This window comes from Campylobacter lari (genome assembly GCF_001017575.1).
Taxonomy (GTDB): Bacteria; Campylobacterota; Campylobacteria; order Campylobacterales; family Campylobacteraceae; genus Campylobacter_D; species Campylobacter_D lari_C.
Map to the genome: position 1 here is coordinate 264,927 of NZ_CP011372.1, position 19,596 is coordinate 284,522.

The window sequence follows — 19,596 nt, forward strand, 5'->3', positions numbered from 1 at the left end:
CGATTAGGAAATGAAATGTTATTTATGAAAAAAGACAAATACGACAAACCGCTTGTGAGTATTATAATGCCTACTTTTAATAGGCAAAACTATATAGGTTTTGCTATAGAATCTATCTTAAATCAATCATATCTAAATTTCGAATTTATTATTATTGATGATTGTTCAACTGATGCAACATATAATATAATTCAAGAATATGCCAAAAATGATAAAAGAATTGTTGTTTTAAGAAATGAAAGAAATAGAGGAATTGTTTATTCGCTAAATAAATGCATGGGGATATGCAAGGGAAAATATATTGCTAGAATGGATGATGATGATATATCTTTACCAGAAAGAATAGAAAAACAAGTTGATGCTATGGAAAGAGATAATAGTATTATTGTTGCTGGGTGTTATTTTAAGCCTATAGGTGAAGATACAGAGTTTTTTGGTAATTGGGTGAATGTCTGCGAGCATGATATGATCAAGTTAAAAATGATGTTTGAGTGTTCTATATGTCATCCTACAGTTATGATTAGAGCTGAATTTTTAAAAAATCATAATTTGGCTTATTCTTATAAATATCAGTATGCAGAAGATTATAAGCTATGGACTGATATTATTCAAAAAGGTGGTAAAATTATTAATATTCCAGAGACTTTATTGTTATATAGAATAAGTAATTTTAGCATTAGTAGGAATAAATTGACATCCAGATTGCAACAGAATAATTCCAAGTTAATAGCAAAACATTATAGACAATTTATCTTAGGTGGTGCAATTAAAAATACTCGTTTGATAGAGAAATGCTCTCCATTAGAATTTTGTAAAAAACAGTATGTTTATAAATTAATAGAAGAAATGCAAATTAATGGTTGTCAACTAGATGATGAAAAAGTCCAAGAATTTATGAAGTATTTTTGTGGTTCAGATTCAAATATTCATGTTTGTTTTATATATAAAAATATGCAATTATATGATCTTGTTGGTGGTATATTTTCTGTTTTAAATAATTCTATCCCACTTGATCATTTTTGCTTCTATGTCTTACACGAAGGGGATTTTTTAAATGAGCAAAGTATTTTAAATCTTCGAAAAATTAAAGATTTTGAAATCAAAATAATTGATATTAGAAATTATAAAAGCAATTTTAAAAGTTTTTATTTTAAATGTTTGTATACTTTAAAATGCATAAATGTTAAGAAATGTATTTTAATTGATTCTAAGATTATAGCCAAGGATAGTTTGAATCAAATGTGGAATATAGATCTTGAAGATAAAGCAATTGCGGCTGTTGCTGTTCAAAATCCACTTAAATCCGATTTTATATATAAAGAATTTATGCATAAGAATTATTTTGAGAGAAATATATTGATAGTTAATTTAGAGCGTTTGTTTGGAGATAATCTATTGAATAAAATATTATTTTTAGAAAAAACTATTTTTATTAAAAATGATTTAATTTCCAAAGATGAAGTTATAATGAATATTGTGTATTATAATCATTGGAAAAATATTTCTCTACGGTATAATATTTATAATCATCTATATTTAAATAAAATGAAACTTTATAATGTACAACCTGTTTTGATTAGCTATTTAAAATCAAATTCTTGTAATGATAGTTTTTTTATTAGTTATGTTAAAGAAAATCATTGTGAATATATAAAGCAGTTTTTAGAGTATGATATAAATAACAACGAATACACTAGTGCAGTAAATGTTGTTAAAAATAGTCTTTCTTATAAAATAGGTTTAAGAATAATACAATCAAAAACAATTGGTAAAATTTTAACCCTCCCTTTTTCTTTAATCAATATTATTTACCAAGATCATATTGAAAAAAAGATTGGAGATAAACTTAAATCAATAAATGTCAATTTTGGGAATCAAAGTATAGATGAGTGTTATGACTTTATCGAGGGCGAGAAAATTAAACGGCATTTAGCTTATCAACTAGGTGAATGTTTTTTAAAACATCCTATTATGTTTATATTTTACTCTATAAAAATTTATATCAAATGGAAAAACAATGAGGGAAGATAAAATAATAAAATTACATGATAAAAAGGTTTCGATTGTTTTTTCTGTTGATGAAAAATATCTCCAATATGTTTCTGTTGCTATAAATTCTTTAGTGAAAAAAAGTACAAAGTGTTATATATATGATATTTATATTATTTATACAGGTATTGAGTTAAATAGGTTACACAAATTAAAAAAAATAACTAAATCAAGAAGTAATATAATTATTAATTTTGTTGATATAAAGCATTATTTGGAAGACGCAATTAAACAACATGGTAATATTTTTTATGAAAAATCCTACTTTACAACAGCTATGTACTATAGATTTTTTATTCCCAAAATTTTTTATAATTTTGATAGAGTGGTATATTGTGATAGTGATATGCTTTTTAAGAAAGATGTATCCGAGTTGTTCCATATAGATTTAAAGGGTAATGCGATAGCAGCTTGTAAAGACATTGCAGTTTTATATTCTTATAGAAAAAGAAGTGAAATATGGCAGCAAAATATCGGATTAAACCTTGACAAAATAGGACTTTTTTTAGTTCCTAATTATATTAATTCAGGGTTAATTGTATTTGATATTGATAAATGTAATAAAATTCAATCTGTTGATAGGTGTTTAAATGTTCTTAAAAATTTTAATAGTTTATATTTACCAGATCAAGATGTTTTAAATATTGTATTTCAAAATAATATCTATTTTTTGCATTTAAAGTGGAATTTTTTATGGACAATTGACATAGAATGCAAACAAAAACCATTGTATTTATCTCAGCAAGCTATAAAAGAAATCAATGAAGCAAAAACAGATCCTGGTATAATTCACTATATATCTGAAACAAAACCTTGGAAAGATAAAAATAAATTTTTTTCAGAATGGTGGAAAATTGCTCATGAAAGTATATTTTATGGTGAAATATTATATAGTAAATTAGCAATTCAAAGTAGCTATATAAATATAGCACAAAATGATTATATATACGTTGATATTTTGGATTACTTATTATTGCTTCCATATTTTAATTTAGATGATTTATACAGATTTATAGAACAAGTGTATAGTCTTGAAAATTTTGTTTTATACAGAAAACGAGCAATTAATCAAGCTGCGGTTTTTTATCAAAAGAAAACATTCTTTTTGAGTAATGAAGAAATTTATTTTTTTATGATAAAAGAATTTGCACATATTAAAGATGTAGAAGAGAGATTAATTAAACAGTGTTCTTATGTAAATCAAGAGTTGTTTCAAATCCTAAAATTCTTAGATAGCTTAGGGAAAAAGATAATTTTAATCAATAATAGCATATATTCAAAACAATACATTGCTGAAGTATTACAAAAGAATGGTTTTGATTTTTATGAAGATATTTATTCTGCGGAAAGTTTTCAAGAAAAAGATCATAATGTATTTTTATATTTTGGAAAATTTTTATTTGATATTCAAAGAATTGATCCTAAAAAATATCATTTTAGATATACTAGTCCTAAAGATGAATTTTTAAAACGTAACCCTAAGCTATGTATGATTTATAATAATGAAAGCTTAGAGGCAAGTATTGTTTTAGGATTGTATATAAAAAAATGGATTTTAAACGATAAATATATTGATAATTATTGGGAAGTTTTTGGTTATTTTTATGGTGGGCCGCTTTGCTATGGTTTGGCTAGTTTTGTATATAACCAAGCAATTAAAAATGATTTAAAAGAATTTGTTTTTGTTGCGAGAGATGGTTATGTTATTGAAAAAATTTTTAACTTTTTGCAACAACAGTTTAAAACAAATATCAGGACTGAATATGTATATGCCTCGAGAGCTTTAAAGATTTTATCGGATATTGATTTGAGAGCAGATGACTTGCCTTGGGATAATAAAATATCAAGTTTATTTGATTTGTGCGTTGAAGCGTTAAGTAGTTTTAAAAAGTATAAACACAAAGTGTTATCTAAAAAAATACAACTAGATTTGCTTAGATCTAATTTGTATACTATTAGAAAATTATCTAGTGAAATTGAAAAGTCATTTGTTAAGTATATAGATAATTTTAGTTTTAAACAAGGTAAAATAGGAATTTTTGATTTTGTTTCTTTTGAATTTAGTTCTTTGAGAATTTTACGGTCTGTTTTAAAGAAGAATTTTTTTTATGCGTATTATTTTTATATAATGCCAAATGCTAAAAAGACTTTTTTGTTTAACTTTGCTAAGACATGTTCTTATTCATCGGTATTTTTTAAAAACCATCTTATCGGAGAATTTTTAGTAACAGCACCAGAATTACCTATAAGTTTTATTAAAGATGAGCAGATAAATAGGGTGTATAATACATACGAACGACACAAAGTTAAAATTTATAAGATTATTTCTAAACACGAATTGGAATTTTCAAGAGATTTAATTTCAACATTTGGGGATTTTAAAATATCTTTTAGAAGTAGTAAGGTGGTTGAGATAATAAATTGTTTTATTGATAATATGGATTATAAAGATAAATATTATTTTAAAGATATATATCATTCTGAAAATAGTGCCCACACTAAATATGTAAAAATTTTTAACGAATACACTAGTGCAGTAAATGTTGTTAAAAATAGTCTTTCTTATAAAATAGGTTTAAGAATAATACAATCAAAAACAATTGGTAAAATTTTAACCCTCCCTTTTTCTTTAATCAATATTATTTACCAAGATCATATTGAAAAAAAGATTGGAGATAAACTTAAATCAATAAATGTCAATTTTGGGAATCAAAGTATAGATGAGTGTTATGACTTTATCGAGGGCGAGAAAATTAAACGGCATTTAGCTTATCAACTAGGTGAATGTTTTTTAAAACATCCTATTATGTTTATATTTTACTCTATAAAAATTTATATTAAATGGAAAAATAATGAAAAATAGTTTTTTATATGATGCGGATCAGTGGCTTTGTTTATCCTATGCGTTTAATTCAAAAAGGAAATTTTATAAAGATAAAACTGGGGTTGTAAACAATAAGGAGGCGTATCCTCAAGGGTTTATCAATAGAGAAACAGATTTTTTCCTTAATTCGCATATGAATACACATATTGATTTTCCTGCTCATTGTATTAAATCGGGAAATTTTGGCGAGGAATATCCTATAAATTTTTTTTATTCTCGAAAAGTTGATGTAGTTTTTTTTGATTTAATTAAAGATGTAAATCCAAAATTAACTTGCGAACATTTTTGTAAAAAAAACATGATTTCAAACCAAGTGGAAATCTTGCTAATAAATACCAATTTTCATACTATTAGGGATAGCATGCAATATATTTGGAATTCTCCTGTAATTAGTCAAGATTTACCATTGTTTTTGAAAAAGCAATATCCAAAATTAAGAATTGTAGGTTTTGATATTATTTCTTTAACATCTCAGCTTGATCGAAGTGAAGGTAAGATGTGTCATTTTAATTTTTTAAGCAATAGTGGTGGCAGAGAGATATTGGTGGTAGAAGATATGTATTTTGGCTGTTTAAAAAGAGATGTTATAATCGATGAATTGTTTATTGCGCCCTTTTATTATGAAAAAATGGATGGAGCATTGTGTACTGCAATGGCAAAATGTAGGAGGAAATGATGAAAAATATAAAAGATTTTACAGAGGAATATATTTTAAAATTAAATCAATTATTAAGTGAAATTGATGTGGATATTGTTGCTGATATTGTTAATTTATTTGAACAAGTTTCAAAAAACAAAAACACGATTTATATTATAGGAAATGGAGGTAGTGCAGCTACTGCTTCGCATTGGGCGAATGATTTTTCCGCTGGATTAAAAAGAAGAAATATTTTAAGTATTAATATAAAAAGTTTGGCTGATAATGTACCAGTTTGTACAGCTATAGCAAATGATATAGGATATGAGAATATTTTCAAACTCCAATTACAAGATGTATTAAAAAAAAGTGATGTTCTTTTTGCTATATCTTGTAGTGGAACTTCACCAAATATTATTAATGCAGTAAAGTATGCAAAAGAAGTTGGTGCAACGGTGATAGGGGCCACAGGATTTGATGGTGGAGATTTGTTAAAGCTATCTGATATTAAATTTCATGTTCAAACTCCTAAAGGTGAATATGGACTGGTGGAAGATGTGCATATGATTCTTGATCATATTATATATTCATACTATATGCAAAAGGCGTAATTTATGATCAAAATTGGTATTGCAGGTTTTGGAAAGATAGGTCAGTTAAGAGCTCAAAAAATTTTAGAAAAAGATTATGGCAAAGTACTTGCGGTTTATGATATTAAAAAGCCTTCAAAATTAAGCAATGATATAATTTTTTGTCATAGTTTTGATGAGCTATTGTCGCAAGATATCGATGTTGTTTTTATATGTACTTTTGTGGATTCTTTGGCTGAGTATACCAAAAAAGCATTATTGTCAGGTAAGCATGTTTTTTGTGAAAAACCACCTGCTAGGACTAGTAAAGAACTTCAAGAAGTAATTGAAATTGAGCATAAGACTAAAATGATTTTAAAGTATGGATTTAATCACAGATATCACTATTCAGTTATGGAGGCTAAAAAAATTATAGACTCTAAAACTATGGGAAGGCTTTTATGGATGAAAGGTACTTATGGAAAAGCCGGAAGTATTGATTATCATAAAAATTGGCGCAATTATAAAAACAAATCAGGCGGTGGTATACTTATAGACCAGGGAATTCATATGCTTGATTTGATGCGTTATTTATCTGGTGAGGAGTTTGAAAAAATTAATAGTTTTGTAACAAATGCTTATTGGGATATTGAGGTGGAAGATAATGCATTTGCTATTATGAAAACATATTCAAATACTATAGCAATGTTGCATTCTAGTGCTACACATTGGAAGCATAAGTTTTTATTAGAGATGTATTTTGAAGAAGGTTATATCAATCTTGATGGTATTTTATCTGGGACTAGAAGTTATGCACCAGAAACATTAGTTGTGGGAAGAAGAGAATTCGAAGATATAACTTTTGCAATGGGTAAACCTAAAGAAAATATTACTTGGTTTGAAAACGATGATTCTTGGGAAATTGAAATAAAAGAATTTTTAGATGCAGTGGACGGTAAAGTGAGTGTTAAAAATGGCACTAGTGCTGATGCTCTTCAAACCATGTTGTTGATTGAGAAAATTTATAACAACTCAGGATTTTACAATGACTAAAAATAAATACATTGCAGAAATTCCTGCTAGATTAGGAAGTCAAAGAGTAAGGCAAAAAAATTTAAGACTTATTGAAGGGGAGCCTATGATAGCTTATGCTATAAAGGCTTGTAAAAATGCAAATAGTATTTCCGAGGTGTATGTAAACACAGAAAGTGATTTAATAGGACAAGTTGCCTTGGATTATGGTGTAAAATATTATAAAAGGAGCCAAGAATTAGCTCTAGATCATATTGTGTCAGATCAATTTAATTATGATTTTTTAAAAAAAATAGAATGCGAAGCCTTAGTCATGGTTAACCCTGTTTCACCTTTAGTAGAATCAAGTGATATAGAAAATGCTATCAAATTTTTTGAAACAAATCAATTAGACTCGATGATATCAGCTAAAGATGAAAGATTGCAATGTTTTTACCAAGGAAAGGCATTAAATTTTAATAAAGATGGGTTATTGCCTATGACGCAAAATATTGATCCGGTTCAAGTATGTGTGTGGACAGTGTGCATTTGGAGAAGAGAAAGTTTTATTAAATCTTATGAAAAAAATGGCTATGCTGTTTTTAATGGAAAATGTGCTTTATGGCCTATTGATCCTATAAAATCTATTAAAATTAGCTATGAAGAAGATTTTTTATTAGCAGAACAATTATTAAAAGCACGAAGATATTGTAGCAAAAATGAGGTAAAGTATTATGGAGAATAAAAAAATTGCAGTTACTACGGTGGCATTTTCTAAAAATCAATATTTAAGAGAAAAATTAAATTCATATTTTAAATGTGTGCAATTTAACGATTCCTTAAAAAGATTAAGCCAAGATGAATTAAAAAGTTTTTTAAAAGATGCTGATGGCGCTATTATTGGACTTGATGAAATAAATGAAGATATTTTAAAAGAAGTTGATAATCTTAAAGTAATTTCTAAATATGGTGTCGGATTAAATAATATTGATTTTAATGCTACAAATAAATATAATGTAAGTGTTGTTTATCCTCAAGGAGTAAATAAAAGATCGGTTTCAGAACTTACCTTAGGAAATATTTTATCTTTAATGAGAAATAGTTATATAACTTCAAATAAATTAAAAAAACAAGAATGGGATAAAAATGGTGGAATTCAATTAAGTGAAAAAAATGTTGGAGTTATAGGAGTTGGAAATATTGGTAAGGATCTTATAAGTCTTTTAAAGCCCTTTAATTGTACAATATATGTTAATGATATAATACAACAGGATGAGTATTATAAAAGAAATAATTTGATTGAGGCAACAAAGGAAGAAATTTATAAAAAATGTGATATTGTTACTATTCACACGCCTTCAACTGATTTAACAAAAAATATGATTAATAAAGATGTTTTTACTATGATGAAAAAAGAGGCATATTTTATTAATACTGCTAGAGGGGATATTGTTGTTCAAGAGGATTTAAAATGGGCTTTAAAAGAAAAAATTATAGCTGGAGCTGCTATTGATGTTTATGATCAAGAACCACCTAAGGATTATGATTTTATTTCATTGCCAAATTTGATTTGCACCCCACATATTGGTGGCAATGCTAAAGAAGCGGTTTTAGCAATGGGAGAAAGTGCCATTAAAAATTTAGTAGACTATTTTAAAGAGGTTTAATGGCAATCATCACTAATGTACATCAAGTTCATAGCTTTTTAAAAGATCAAGTGGCTTTAGAATATCTTTATTCTGTATGTGATAGTACACATCAAAATCGGCTCCGAATTTTAGAATTACCATTAAAAAGTTGCAAAAAAGAATATATAAATGAATTTTTTTTTGCACTAGAGCAAAATTATATAACAAAACCAAGAAATGAGTGTTTTTGGGAGAGTCACAAAAAATATATTGATATACAATTACACTTAAGTGGTATAGAACAAATGGAATTTATTGATATAAGTTATCTTGAAATTTCAGAAGAATATAGTCAAGAAAAAGATTTAATTATATATAATAATAATCGTTATTCAAATAAAATTATAATGCAAAAAAATGATATAGCTATTTTTTTTCCAGAAGATGCACATTTAGGAATGGCTATGTATAATGAGAATCCATCAAATGTTTTAAAGACAGTTATTAAATATCCATTGGAATTATGGAAATGAAAGAATTAGAAATTGCAAAATTGGCATGTTATAAAGCGGGTGATTTTTTATTAAACTTAAAAGAAAAAAAAGTAAATTCTAATGATAAAAAAGATATTAAATTACAGGCAGATTTAGATTCTGAAAAAATTATACATGAAATTTTAACAGATGCTTTTTCTTATCCTATTTTAAGTGAAGAAAGTTATAAAATCAGTGATGAAGAAAAAAAAGGAATTTATTGGATTGTTGATCCTTTAGATGGAAGTTTAAATTATAGCCAAAATATTCCACTATGCTGTATTAGTATAGCTTTATATGAAAATGATAGGCCTGTATTAGGTGTAATATATGATTTTAATAGAGATGAAATGTTTAGTGGTATAGTTGGAGTTGGCGCTTGGTTAAATGATAAAAAAATTATTCCATCTGATAATATAAAAGACAAAAGTCAAGCTATTTTGGCAACAGGTTTTTCTTCTTATATGAATTATGATAAAGATGGACTAATGGAATTTATATCGAATATTCAAGAATTTAAAAAAATCAGGTTGCTTGGTAGTGCGGCTTTATCTTTAGCTTATGTGGCATGCAGGAGAATTGATGCTTATTATGAAAAAGATATAGCTATTTGGGATGTTGCAGCAGGAATAGCAATACTTGAAAGTTTAGGAAATATAACATATGGTTTTTTTCAAAATGAATTGAAATGCTTAGTTAGGGTAGAAAATAAATTAAAGGAAAAAAATGACATTAGAGCAAATTAGTGAGCTTGTAAAATCAGAATCAGTAAAAATTGTTAGTTTTGATATTTTTGATACTTTGTTGGTTAGACCTTGTATTGTTCCTTCTGATATGTTTAAAATTGTGGCTACAAGAGCAGGTTATGATGAATCTTTTATAAAGATTAGACAAATAGCTGAACAATATGCAAGAGAAAATAAACCATTCTATGAGGATGATATTACTATAGATGATATTTATAAACACTTACATTTAAATTTTGAATTTTCGACAGAAGAGTGTGAAAAACTTAAAACTATAGAAATGGAAGTTGAGTTTGATTATTTGTACCCTAAAAATTCAATCCAGAAAATTTTTTTTGAAGCATTGGAAAATCATAAAAAAGTTATTATTGTTTCAGATATGTATTTACCAAAAAAATTTTTGGAAAAAGTTTTAGAAAAAAATAATTACAAAGGCTACAATGAACTGTTTGTCTCGGGAGACTTAAAATTATCTAAAGGTAGCGGAAGATTATTCGATTTTATAATTGCTAAATTTGAAAAAATGGGGTTTGAAAAAAATAGCATTTTACATATAGGTGATAATCCAAGAGCTGATGTAAATATACCTAACTCTAAGGGGATTAAAGGTATTAGAATTGTTAATTCTTCGGATAGATTTAATATGTTGTATTTATTAGATTCTATTCAATATTCAAAAATGGCATTTACAGATAATAGATTTATATTAGGTTTTATGATTAACAAGGTTTTTGATCATATTTCAAGACCATATGATAAAGATCATTCTATGTTCAATGGCGAGATTGAAAATTTTACAAATTTATTGTTAACACCTATTTTTTATGCTTTCACTCAGTGGCTTTTAGAAGATTGTAAAAAAAATAATATCGACACTTTGTTGTTGGTTTATAGAGATGGTTATTTGATAGAAAAAATTTTAAATATTTTTTTAAAGGATAAAAGTACTCAGATCAATATAAAGCCTTTGAGGCTTTCTCGAAAAGCTTTATATGCTTTTGATGGTTTAAGTAAAAAAGAATGTAAAAAAAAGTTAGTTGCAATACCAGCAAGTACTACTATGACTATTGAGAGTTTTTTAAAACTAAGGTTTTTAATGAATGATTCTCAAGTTACTGAAGTATCAGAAAAATATAATTTTGTACTAGATTCTTATATTGGAGATGTCAAAAATCAACTGATAATTGCTGATCAAGTATATGAATATTTTTTTAATAATGCTAAGGAAAGAACTGAAATTATAAAAGATTATTGTAATCATGTCATAGCTGATGGTAAAAATATTGCTGTATTTGATGTAGGGTATAGTGGAAGAATTCGTAAGTTTTTAAAAGATGTTTTAAATATTGAAACTACAGCCTATCATATGTTTAAACATTTTGGTTTTAAAGGCGATGATGGTATAAAAACATATTTTGACTTTAGTAACACTTTTTTTCAGCACATCCATATAATCCATAATCAAATATTTGAAGATATTCTAAGTGAGCCTGTTGGAACATTGCAAGAAATTATAAAGAAAAATGATAAATTTGATTTTATACTCGACGATAAATACCAGGTACAAGATGAAATTCTAAAAATTCAAGAAAAAATTTTAAGTAATATTGAAGAATTTTATGATTTATTTAAAAAAGATATTGATGCATTAAATATACACGGTTTTGATTTTTATCATTTATTGACACGATTTTTATGGCAACCAAAAGCTAGGGATATGAATGTCTTTAAAAATTTAACTTTTAAAGATGATTTTATAGTGGGGGATAACAATATTGGCTATGAACGATGGTTTGCGAGTAAAAAAAATTTTCAAAAACCAAACGAATATTGTACTATAAGAAAAATAATTAAGCGATATTATAAAAAGTTTAAAAATTTTTCATTTTTTCAAAATTTCAAAGATAAATTAGAACTAAAAAAACAAAAACAAAGTCTTCAAAAAAATACACAAGATTTATTTGAACTTCCAAGTAAATGCTTTGATGATGCATTAGAAAAAAAAGATTTTCTTTTTGTGGGCCATTTTGCTTCTTTTGATAAAGGGGTATGTCGTTATATTTCTAATGCAACTCAAAGCAAGTCCGCGTTAGTGGTATCTACAACGCCTTGGCTGAAAAAAGAATTTGTGCAAAATAAATTAAAAATGCCAAGCATTATAGTCCCTAAAGCTACTTTTAATAGAGGATATGACAGAAATGTTGATCTTAATCTTACAGAGTCTGAGAAATATATTTTAGAACAAAATCCAAGATTAAAAGAAATTAGTCTTAGAATGAAGTTGCAATATAAAGATATGGGTAAAAATTATCCAGATAAAATGGCTGTGTTTTTATTTCAATATTTTGATATTTTACTGGAAAAAACTTCTCCAAAAAAGGCTTTCATATGGAATAAATTTAATGCAACGCATGAAATTTTCTACCTAGTTTGTCTAAAAAGAAATATACAATGTGTTTTTATGGAATTTGGAGTAATCCCTGGTACATTTAATTTTGATTTGCAAGGGCAAATGGGTGAGAGTTGGATAGCAAATCATACATCAGATTTTAATGATTTAACAATTAATTCAAATGATCTTGAAAATGCAAAAAAAGTTTTGGAATATATTTGCAAAGAAAAACTATGTAGAAATTTACAACCTAAAAATAATCTTATTGATAATATTAAGAAAGAAATAAAAAAAGATCGCCCAACGATTGTGTATTTTGGACAAAATGATTTTGAAGCAGGGATGATACCCTATAATCAGCATGTGGTTAAATATCATTCTCCTTGGAGTGTTGATTCAAATGATGCTTGTAGAGTTTTAAGTGAAATATGTATTAAAAACGATTGGAATTTTATTTACAAACCACATCCTAATTTAGAGTGGTTTGAAGAAAAAAAATCTGAAATCATTGATGCTAGAGGTGTGGATATTCATGAGCTTATAGGTTTGGCTGATGTTGTAGTAACTATACTATCTCAAAGCTCTTATGAGGCTTTGATGCGTGATAAACCTGTTGTCATGTTGGGATATACACATTTAAAACATAAAAATTGTACCTATGAAGCATTTACCAAAGATAATTTGGAACAAGTTCTTGATAAGGCAATAAAAGATGGTTTTACAGAAGAAATGAGGGAAAATTTTTATAGTCATATCGCTAGACTCTTAAAATATTACCTATACGATGATTATGTTGCAAGAAAATTCAAATACGGAAAAAAAATTGAAGAATTTCAAAAAGAGTTTTTGAGCTAAAGGTTTGTTTATGTTTCAAAGTGTTGATGAAAAAATACAAGAACAATTAAAATTATGGAATTTCGATACAGTTGAAATATTATATGAAAAAAAATTAGATTCACTTGAAAATGAGTATGTTGATTTTTTATTTCAAATTGGAAAATTTGAAAAAATTTATAACTTTCTTAAAGTTTTTCAAGAAACACCCACTTGGTGGGAAATGACGAGGATAAGTAAAGATTATAATTTTTTTTCTTTTCGAGAAAAATTATTGCAAGTAGCACAATTTGATTTTAAAGCTACATGTTTTGAAAAGAGATATTTGGCATGCTATATTTTAAATTCTAAAATTTCAAAGCAAGAGTTAAATGGAAAATTTTGTCACGAGTTGTTTTATACTTCAATTGTTTATATGGAAAATAATAAATATAAGTGGGGAACTTATAAGGAGGCTTGCGGTGTAATTTCAACTGCTTATTATATAAAAAAAAGCATTGATTATTTTTTTTACAGCAATGATGATGATTTTTTGGATCGAATGCAAGATTATATGTTTATTTTGCAAGATTTTATGAAACAAAATTTTTACGGAGCTTCAATCTGTTATGAGCAAATAAATTTTTTATTGAAAAAGAAGAAATTAAATATTGTTTATACAATGCCAAATGTTGCAGTTTTAGTGACAGGGGCTATTAGAGGAAAAAAATGGTTTGAATCTTTAAAATTTTTAAAAGATCAAGTTGTAGATCCATTAAATGCGGATATTTTTTTATTTTCTTGGAACAAAAAAATGTTGTGGCCAAGTATTAGAAATAGAAGTAATTGGGTATATAGAAGAATTCCAGAAGTTTATAATGATACTCCTGAGCAAATTAAAAACTTCAATGTATTCACAAAATGTTTTCCGAATGTATATAGTAAATTAAGCGAGGATTTGTCTATTCCTTTTTCTAAAGATGAATTGGAGCAATTAAATGTTTTTTTTAATGATATTTATTTAGAGGATGAAAGAAGCTTTATTGCTTTTCATCAAAAATATGGTGAATTAAATAATTTGCATAAAATGTTATATGGTAGAAAAATAGCTTTTGAATTAATGGAAAAATATGAGAAGAAGTTTCAAAAAAAATATGATTTTGTGTTGATTGTTAGACCAGATTTAGATTATCCTAGAATAGATTCGGCTATACTTGAAAAAATAAATATTGGTAATGTTATTGCTACACACGAGTTGTGGCCGCACCATAAAGAGGTTTTGGATTACTTTTTTATGGGAAATCGTGAAGTTATTAAAAAGATTTGTGACATTTGGGATGCTATTCAAGATACAAGATTGGATTTTTTTCGGGATTCATTTAGAAAAGATTTTCACGCTCAAGAAGCACTACACAAGTGGTTGGTATTTAATAATATAAAATCAATTGAACCACATTTTGCATATAATGTCAATGTTGCAAGATCAATATCTTCAAAAAGTATATGTTTTCCAAATTTGCAAGATGAGTTGCAAAAAGATATTTTAAATTTAAAAAAACAAAATTATGGTAGTGATATAATCGAGCAAAATACACGTTTTTTTAGTGATGTTGTTCAATTTTATGGACAAGTGAATATTTGCGAAAATGACCTATTAGATAGGAGTAGGTTTTATTCAGCAAAAGCTCGAGTGAAAAATCATTTGGCTTATAAGCTAGGGCAAACAATGATTATGTGTTCTAAAAGTATTTTTGGATATTTAAAGATGCCTTATATTTTAAATGAAGTTTATAAAAAACATCAAGTTGAAGTTAATGAATATAATGAAAAAATAAAGACAATGACTTTTTTGAAAATTCCTTCTATGGAGTGTTGTGAAGATTATGAAGAGGCTTTAAAAGAAAAACAATGCTTAACTTATAGGTTGGGTGAAGAATTGATTAAAGCCAATAAAAGCAAATATAAGTTAGGATATATAAATTTTTTTATAAATACCTATAAAAGTGTAAAAAAATTTAACTCATATCAAAACAAGAGTAACTCTAAATGAAAAAATATAATGTAGTTTTACTTGGTGGCAGTAATTCTGTTATGGTAAATGGTCTACAAAAAGGCTTAAGGCAAGAGAATGTAAACCTAACAAATTTAGCTTTAGGTGGAAGTAGTTCATTGCAAAATCTTTATGAATTAAAAAGAAAACGAAACCAAGAATACTTAGAAAATGCTGATTTAATTATTTCTGAAAGTAATATTAATGATAGAGCCGCTTCTTTTGATGTTGTTCTTAAACATACTGATTGGTTGTATAGTGAGTTAGCTTCAATAAATAAAAAAATATTAATTATACTCATGCCTCATATTCTTTTTAAAAAAAGTAAAGGATGTAATAATATTCATAAATTCCATATAGCAAAATACGGTTTTAATATTATAGATTTGCAAGAATATTATGAGAGATTTAATTTATGTGATTTTTTTCATAATGTGGATGAATCACATCAGATGGGTTTTATTATGATCCAATTGGCAAAAAATATTGTAAATAATATAAACTATTTTTTATATCCTAAAAAAATATATGATAAAAGATTTTTTTTTAAAATTTGCTTTCCAAGTGAAATGCTGTCAAATAGTGATAATTTTATTCAAAATAATACACTCTATGAAAAATATCGCACAAAATCAACCATGAAATTTAGCAATTCATTTTTTAGTGAAACGATATTTAGAATTGATAAATCTAGCATATTAAAATTTCCGAAATGTCTTGATGGTTATACTTTAATAGGTATTCATAGTTGGAATAGTGGTCTTATTGAAATGAATAAAAATTGGGAGATAAATCATAGATTCACTTCTACGATTGTAATTAAAAACAATCAAGCAATTGTCAAAATTGCTCAACCATATATGAATGCATTTAAGGATACTGAAATTAATATAGATGACAATACATCAGTGTATTTTGATGCGGATAGTTCAAGTGCTATTGAGTTAAATAATAAAATATACAGATTAGAGCATTTTGATATTATATCTTTTTTTTTAATTAATAGTGTTAATTATAATGTAAAAATAAATTTAAAAAAAATGAATAATATAGATATAAAAATTCCAAAACAATATGATTGGAATTTTTTAATTCCACCTATAGAAAAATATAAGAAAGCAATAGAGGAATATTGTTTAATAATGGATCCTAGAAAAATAAATCCAATACAAGATATACTAAATAAAGAAATAAAAGAAAAAAAAGCGATACAAGAAAATATTTTAAAAATTCAACAGAACTTTTTAAAAGAAAAATACCAATTGCAAAATGATAATAATGAATTGTTTTTGAAATATATAAAAATTTATAATAAAATACATTCAGCCAAATTGCGTATTCAAAACCAACTTTCTTATAAACTGGGTCAAGCTATGATAGTTAATTCTAAATCTATACTTGGTTATATAAGAATGCCTTTTGTATTATCATATATTTATGATAAGCATAAACAAGAACAAAAAATCTATCAAGAAAAAATAAAAAAAGATTCTTCTTTAATATTACCTCCGCTAGAATCTTATCCTGATTACAAAGAAGCTTTAAAAGAAAAAGAATGTTTTACTTATAAACTAGGTCAAGCTCTTATACAAGCTAATAAAACTTGGTATGGGGGGGGGTATATCAGGTTGTTGCTTGAAATTAGGAAGTTGAAAAGGGAATTTTATATAAAAAAGGATATAAGATGATATTTTTACATCGCCAAAATAATTTAGAATCATTTATTGAAAATTATGGCATAGAAATTGACTTGAGATATAATGAAAAATTAGTATTAAACCACGATCTACTAGAAAAAAATTCCCTGTATCCTTTTTTTAAAGAAAAAATTCAGTTTATGAAAAATATCCCTATAATTTGCAACGTGAAAGAATCGGGACTAGAAGAAAAAATTATAGAATTGCTCGGTGATAATTTTGAGTATTATTTTTTAGACTCTCAAATTCCAGACATTTTAAGATTATCAAAAAACGGATATCAAGGTAAATTTATCATCAGAATTTCAGATGTTGAATCTTATAATGAAAAACTTATGGATATTAGCAAGCCTAAATATGTATGGGTGGATTATTCACAATTTTCTAGTTTTAACATTAAAGATTATCAAGAATTTATTTATAACATCAAACCAAAATTAGGACAAGTTGAACCTATATTGGTTTCTCCTGAGTTATATGATCTATCATATATGAAGCTTATAAAACCTATTCAAAGTATTCTACCAAAAGGATTTTCTGTGTGTACTAAAAAGCCTGATTTATGGAGTATGTATGTTTAATTTAAGAAAAATAGCCAAAAATTATAAACTTATTATGGTTGATATTGATAATACTTTGTTTAATTACACATTTGCACATAAAAATGCCTTAGAAGCTACAATGAAACAATATAATTTTACATTAGAAGATTATGATCTAGCAAAAAAGATGATTGCAAAGAGGGGGTTATCTGCAAATCATCATAAAAAAGAATTGTATTTTAAAATTATTTGTGAAAATAAAAATATTCATTTTTCAAAAGCTAGTGAAATGTTTGAGTTGTACGTTTCTATTTTTACAAGAAATTTAAAAGTAGATAAAACAATGTTTGAATTTTTATGTTTTGTTAAAAGTCTTAATAAAAAAGTAATAGCTATAACAAACTTTTATTTTATTGAGCAAATCCATAAACTAAATTGTGCAAATTTGACAAATATGATTGATTATTTGGTATGCTCTGAAGAATTTGAGCTTGAAAAACCAAATAAAGCGCTTATTGATAGAGCTTTAGAGCTTTATGGGAAATTTATTGATGAAGAAGAAGTTGTAATGATTGGAGATTCTATCGCTGATAATTTTCTAGGGGGGGGGTATAGGATAAATTATTATCCATATAATTGTTCAAAACTTCTGATCTCAATTTCTGGAAAAAGTGGAAGTGGAAAGACTACTTTGAGTAATGCTATTGATGAGATATATAAAAGTTTTATTATTAGTACTGATGGCTATCATAAATATGAAAGACATTCTAAGATGTGGGAGAGGGTAACACACTACAATCCAGAAGCAAATAATCTTATTCAGCTGGCCATGGATATAAAACATATCTATCAAGATATAGGGAATAAACTATGTATACCATTATATGATCATAAAAATGGAGTGATTGTTAAATCTGATGAGATTGAGATTAAAGATTTAGATATTGTGATTATAGAGGGTTTACACACTTTATATCAAGAGGTTATAGGAGATTTTGTAAAAATCAAAATATATATTGATTCAGATGAAGCAGATAAACAGAAGATAAATAGAGATAGCAAAGAAAGAAATTATAGTCATTCTAAGATTATAGATACTATACAAAAACGAGAGGAAGATTATAAAAAATATCTTGAAAAACAAAAAGACAATGCAAATTTTCTAATTATAGTTAGAGATGGTATTTTTAAAATACATCTAAGGGATATATTATTGAGTGACTACTTGCAAAAAGAATATACTGGTAGATATGAAGATTTGATTCAAACCGTAAAAGATATTTTTGATCTGATTTTGAAAAATAGATGGATGGTGGAAAATGATACATAACAATAAAAAGCTTGATGGATGTATTAAAGACTATCAAGTGTTGTGTAAAATCTTTGGCAATATTTTAGATGCTCCATCAAAAGGTGGAAATATTTCTATAAAGAATGATGAATATTTCATTATTAAGGCTTCAGGTGGGGATTTAAAAAAAGAGCATAAAATTTCTATTTTTAAAAATAATGTCAATTCTTTTTCTTATTGCAAAGATTATTCTGAAGATATTGTAAAACCATCTATGGAAATCAAAATGCATATGGTGTTTAAAAATAAATATGTAGCACATTATCATCCTGTTTATATTTTACCTTATTTGTGTGCTAGGGAATATAAATTTGAAAATTATAAAGTTATTGATTTTATTTTGCCTGGAAATGATTTGTATGAGGCATTAAGAAAAAATTATTCTTATCAAGAAAAGGGTGTGGTGTTATTGCGAAATCACGGCGTTGTTATTTACGCAGATCAAATTCAAGATATAATAGAATTATATAATCAATTAAAAAGTGAATTTTTTGAACAAAATGATTTTGTGTATACTCCAGATGATGCAGTTGATAAGACTAATGAGGAGCTATGGTTATTTAGAAATGTAATAGAGAATATTGCTATTAAAAAACAAATTAATCTACACCCATTAAAAGTGAGTGAAATTGATAAATTGTTAAATTTACCTGATGAACAATACAGAAAAAAAATTATGGAAAGTGAGAGTTAG

The 19,596-nt window shown here is 26.2% G+C and carries 15 protein-coding genes; all 15 read left to right on the top strand.

Going from position 1 to position 19,596, the window contains the following annotated elements; all coding sequences use genetic code 11:
• The first annotated feature begins 15 nt into the window (after nt 1-15).
• From CD56_RS01500 to CD56_RS01570, 15 genes are read left to right on the top strand one after another with little or no spacing between them, the layout of a single operon-like run.
• Nucleotides 16-2,031: a glycosyltransferase family 2 protein gene (locus CD56_RS01500; RefSeq protein WP_235375838.1), complete on the top strand. Its 2,016-nt coding sequence runs from the start codon at nt 16-18 to the stop codon at nt 2,029-2,031.
• Nucleotides 2,018-4,912 carry a glycosyltransferase gene (locus tag CD56_RS01505; protein ID WP_047207987.1) on the top strand — a complete coding sequence of 965 codons (2,895 nt, stop codon included), beginning with the start codon at nt 2,018-2,020 and terminating at the stop codon, nt 4,910-4,912. The genes CD56_RS01500 and CD56_RS01505 overlap by 14 nt, the downstream gene beginning before the upstream one ends.
• Entirely contained in the window at nt 4,902-5,609 is a 708-nt protein-coding gene (locus tag CD56_RS01510) for a cyclase family protein (protein ID WP_047207988.1), read from the top strand. The genes CD56_RS01505 and CD56_RS01510 overlap by 11 nt, the downstream gene beginning before the upstream one ends.
• Complete coding sequence (locus tag CD56_RS01515) at nt 5,609-6,181, top strand: SIS domain-containing protein (protein WP_047207989.1); 573 nt, start codon at nt 5,609-5,611, stop codon at nt 6,179-6,181. The genes CD56_RS01510 and CD56_RS01515 overlap by 1 nt, the downstream gene beginning before the upstream one ends.
• A 3-nt stretch (nt 6,182-6,184) precedes the next feature.
• Nucleotides 6,185-7,192, top strand: a complete 1,008-nt coding sequence (locus CD56_RS01520) for a Gfo/Idh/MocA family protein (protein WP_047207990.1) — start codon at nt 6,185-6,187, stop codon at nt 7,190-7,192.
• The gene (locus CD56_RS01525) at nt 7,185-7,895 is read left to right on the top strand and encodes an acylneuraminate cytidylyltransferase family protein (RefSeq protein WP_047207991.1); all 711 of its coding nucleotides are present in this window, start codon (nt 7,185-7,187) and stop codon (nt 7,893-7,895) included. Before CD56_RS01520 ends, CD56_RS01525 begins: the two co-directional genes overlap by 8 nt.
• The gene (locus CD56_RS01530) at nt 7,885-8,817 is read left to right on the top strand and encodes a phosphoglycerate dehydrogenase (protein WP_047207992.1); all 933 of its coding nucleotides are present in this window, start codon (nt 7,885-7,887) and stop codon (nt 8,815-8,817) included. The genes CD56_RS01525 and CD56_RS01530 overlap by 11 nt, the downstream gene beginning before the upstream one ends.
• Nucleotides 8,817-9,311, top strand: coding sequence for a YhcH/YjgK/YiaL family protein (locus tag CD56_RS01535; protein ID WP_047207993.1), 495 nt, complete (start codon nt 8,817-8,819; stop codon nt 9,309-9,311). Before CD56_RS01530 ends, CD56_RS01535 begins: the two co-directional genes overlap by 1 nt.
• A complete protein-coding gene (locus CD56_RS01540) occupies nt 9,308-10,057 on the top strand; it encodes an inositol monophosphatase family protein (RefSeq protein ID WP_047207994.1) in 750 nt (249 codons plus the stop codon). The genes CD56_RS01535 and CD56_RS01540 overlap by 4 nt, the downstream gene beginning before the upstream one ends.
• A complete protein-coding gene (locus CD56_RS01545) occupies nt 10,038-13,304 on the top strand; it encodes a hypothetical protein (protein WP_047207995.1) in 3,267 nt (1,088 codons plus the stop codon). The genes CD56_RS01540 and CD56_RS01545 overlap by 20 nt, the downstream gene beginning before the upstream one ends.
• Before the next feature lie 10 nt (nt 13,305-13,314).
• On the top strand, nt 13,315-15,312 hold the full coding sequence (locus CD56_RS01550) for a hypothetical protein (RefSeq protein ID WP_047207996.1): 1,998 nt from the start codon (nt 13,315-13,317) through the stop codon (nt 15,310-15,312).
• Nucleotides 15,309-17,000, top strand: a complete 1,692-nt coding sequence (locus CD56_RS08395; protein ID WP_047207997.1) for a hypothetical protein — start codon at nt 15,309-15,311, stop codon at nt 16,998-17,000. Before CD56_RS01550 ends, CD56_RS08395 begins: the two co-directional genes overlap by 4 nt.
• Entirely contained in the window at nt 16,997-17,590 is a 594-nt protein-coding gene (locus CD56_RS01560; protein ID WP_047207998.1) for a PI-PLC domain-containing protein, read from the top strand. The genes CD56_RS08395 and CD56_RS01560 overlap by 4 nt, the downstream gene beginning before the upstream one ends.
• Nucleotides 17,583-18,881 carry an HAD-IA family hydrolase gene (locus CD56_RS01565; protein WP_047207999.1) on the top strand — a complete coding sequence of 433 codons (1,299 nt, stop codon included), beginning with the start codon at nt 17,583-17,585 and terminating at the stop codon, nt 18,879-18,881. The genes CD56_RS01560 and CD56_RS01565 overlap by 8 nt, the downstream gene beginning before the upstream one ends.
• On the top strand, nt 18,871-19,596 hold the full coding sequence (locus tag CD56_RS01570) for a class II aldolase/adducin family protein (RefSeq protein WP_047208000.1): 726 nt from the start codon (nt 18,871-18,873) through the stop codon (nt 19,594-19,596). The genes CD56_RS01565 and CD56_RS01570 overlap by 11 nt, the downstream gene beginning before the upstream one ends.

Excerpts from the sequence above, each read along its gene's own strand:
- CD56_RS01570 (WP_047208000.1), top strand. The coding sequence starts at position 18,871 with ATGATACATAACAATAAAAAGCTTGATGGATGTATTAAAGACTATCAA.
- CD56_RS01500 (WP_235375838.1), top strand. The coding sequence starts at position 16 with ATGTTATTTATGAAAAAAGACAAATACGACAAACCGCTTGTGAGTATT.
- CD56_RS08395 (WP_047207997.1), top strand. The coding sequence starts at position 15,309 with ATGAAAAAATATAATGTAGTTTTACTTGGTGGCAGTAATTCTGTTATG.
- CD56_RS01550 (WP_047207996.1), top strand. The coding sequence starts at position 13,315 with ATGTTTCAAAGTGTTGATGAAAAAATACAAGAACAATTAAAATTATGG.
- CD56_RS01545 (WP_047207995.1), top strand. The coding sequence starts at position 10,038 with ATGACATTAGAGCAAATTAGTGAGCTTGTAAAATCAGAATCAGTAAAA.
- CD56_RS01540 (WP_047207994.1), top strand. The coding sequence starts at position 9,308 with ATGAAAGAATTAGAAATTGCAAAATTGGCATGTTATAAAGCGGGTGAT.
- CD56_RS01505 (WP_047207987.1), top strand. The coding sequence starts at position 2,018 with ATGAGGGAAGATAAAATAATAAAATTACATGATAAAAAGGTTTCGATT.
- CD56_RS01535 (WP_047207993.1), top strand. The coding sequence starts at position 8,817 with ATGGCAATCATCACTAATGTACATCAAGTTCATAGCTTTTTAAAAGAT.
- CD56_RS01525 (WP_047207991.1), top strand. The coding sequence starts at position 7,185 with ATGACTAAAAATAAATACATTGCAGAAATTCCTGCTAGATTAGGAAGT.
- CD56_RS01560 (WP_047207998.1), top strand. The coding sequence starts at position 16,997 with ATGATATTTTTACATCGCCAAAATAATTTAGAATCATTTATTGAAAAT.
- CD56_RS01530 (WP_047207992.1), top strand. The coding sequence starts at position 7,885 with ATGGAGAATAAAAAAATTGCAGTTACTACGGTGGCATTTTCTAAAAAT.
- CD56_RS01510 (WP_047207988.1), top strand. The coding sequence starts at position 4,902 with ATGAAAAATAGTTTTTTATATGATGCGGATCAGTGGCTTTGTTTATCC.
- CD56_RS01520 (WP_047207990.1), top strand. The coding sequence starts at position 6,185 with ATGATCAAAATTGGTATTGCAGGTTTTGGAAAGATAGGTCAGTTAAGA.
- CD56_RS01515 (WP_047207989.1), top strand. The coding sequence starts at position 5,609 with ATGAAAAATATAAAAGATTTTACAGAGGAATATATTTTAAAATTAAAT.
- CD56_RS01565 (WP_047207999.1), top strand. The coding sequence starts at position 17,583 with ATGTTTAATTTAAGAAAAATAGCCAAAAATTATAAACTTATTATGGTT.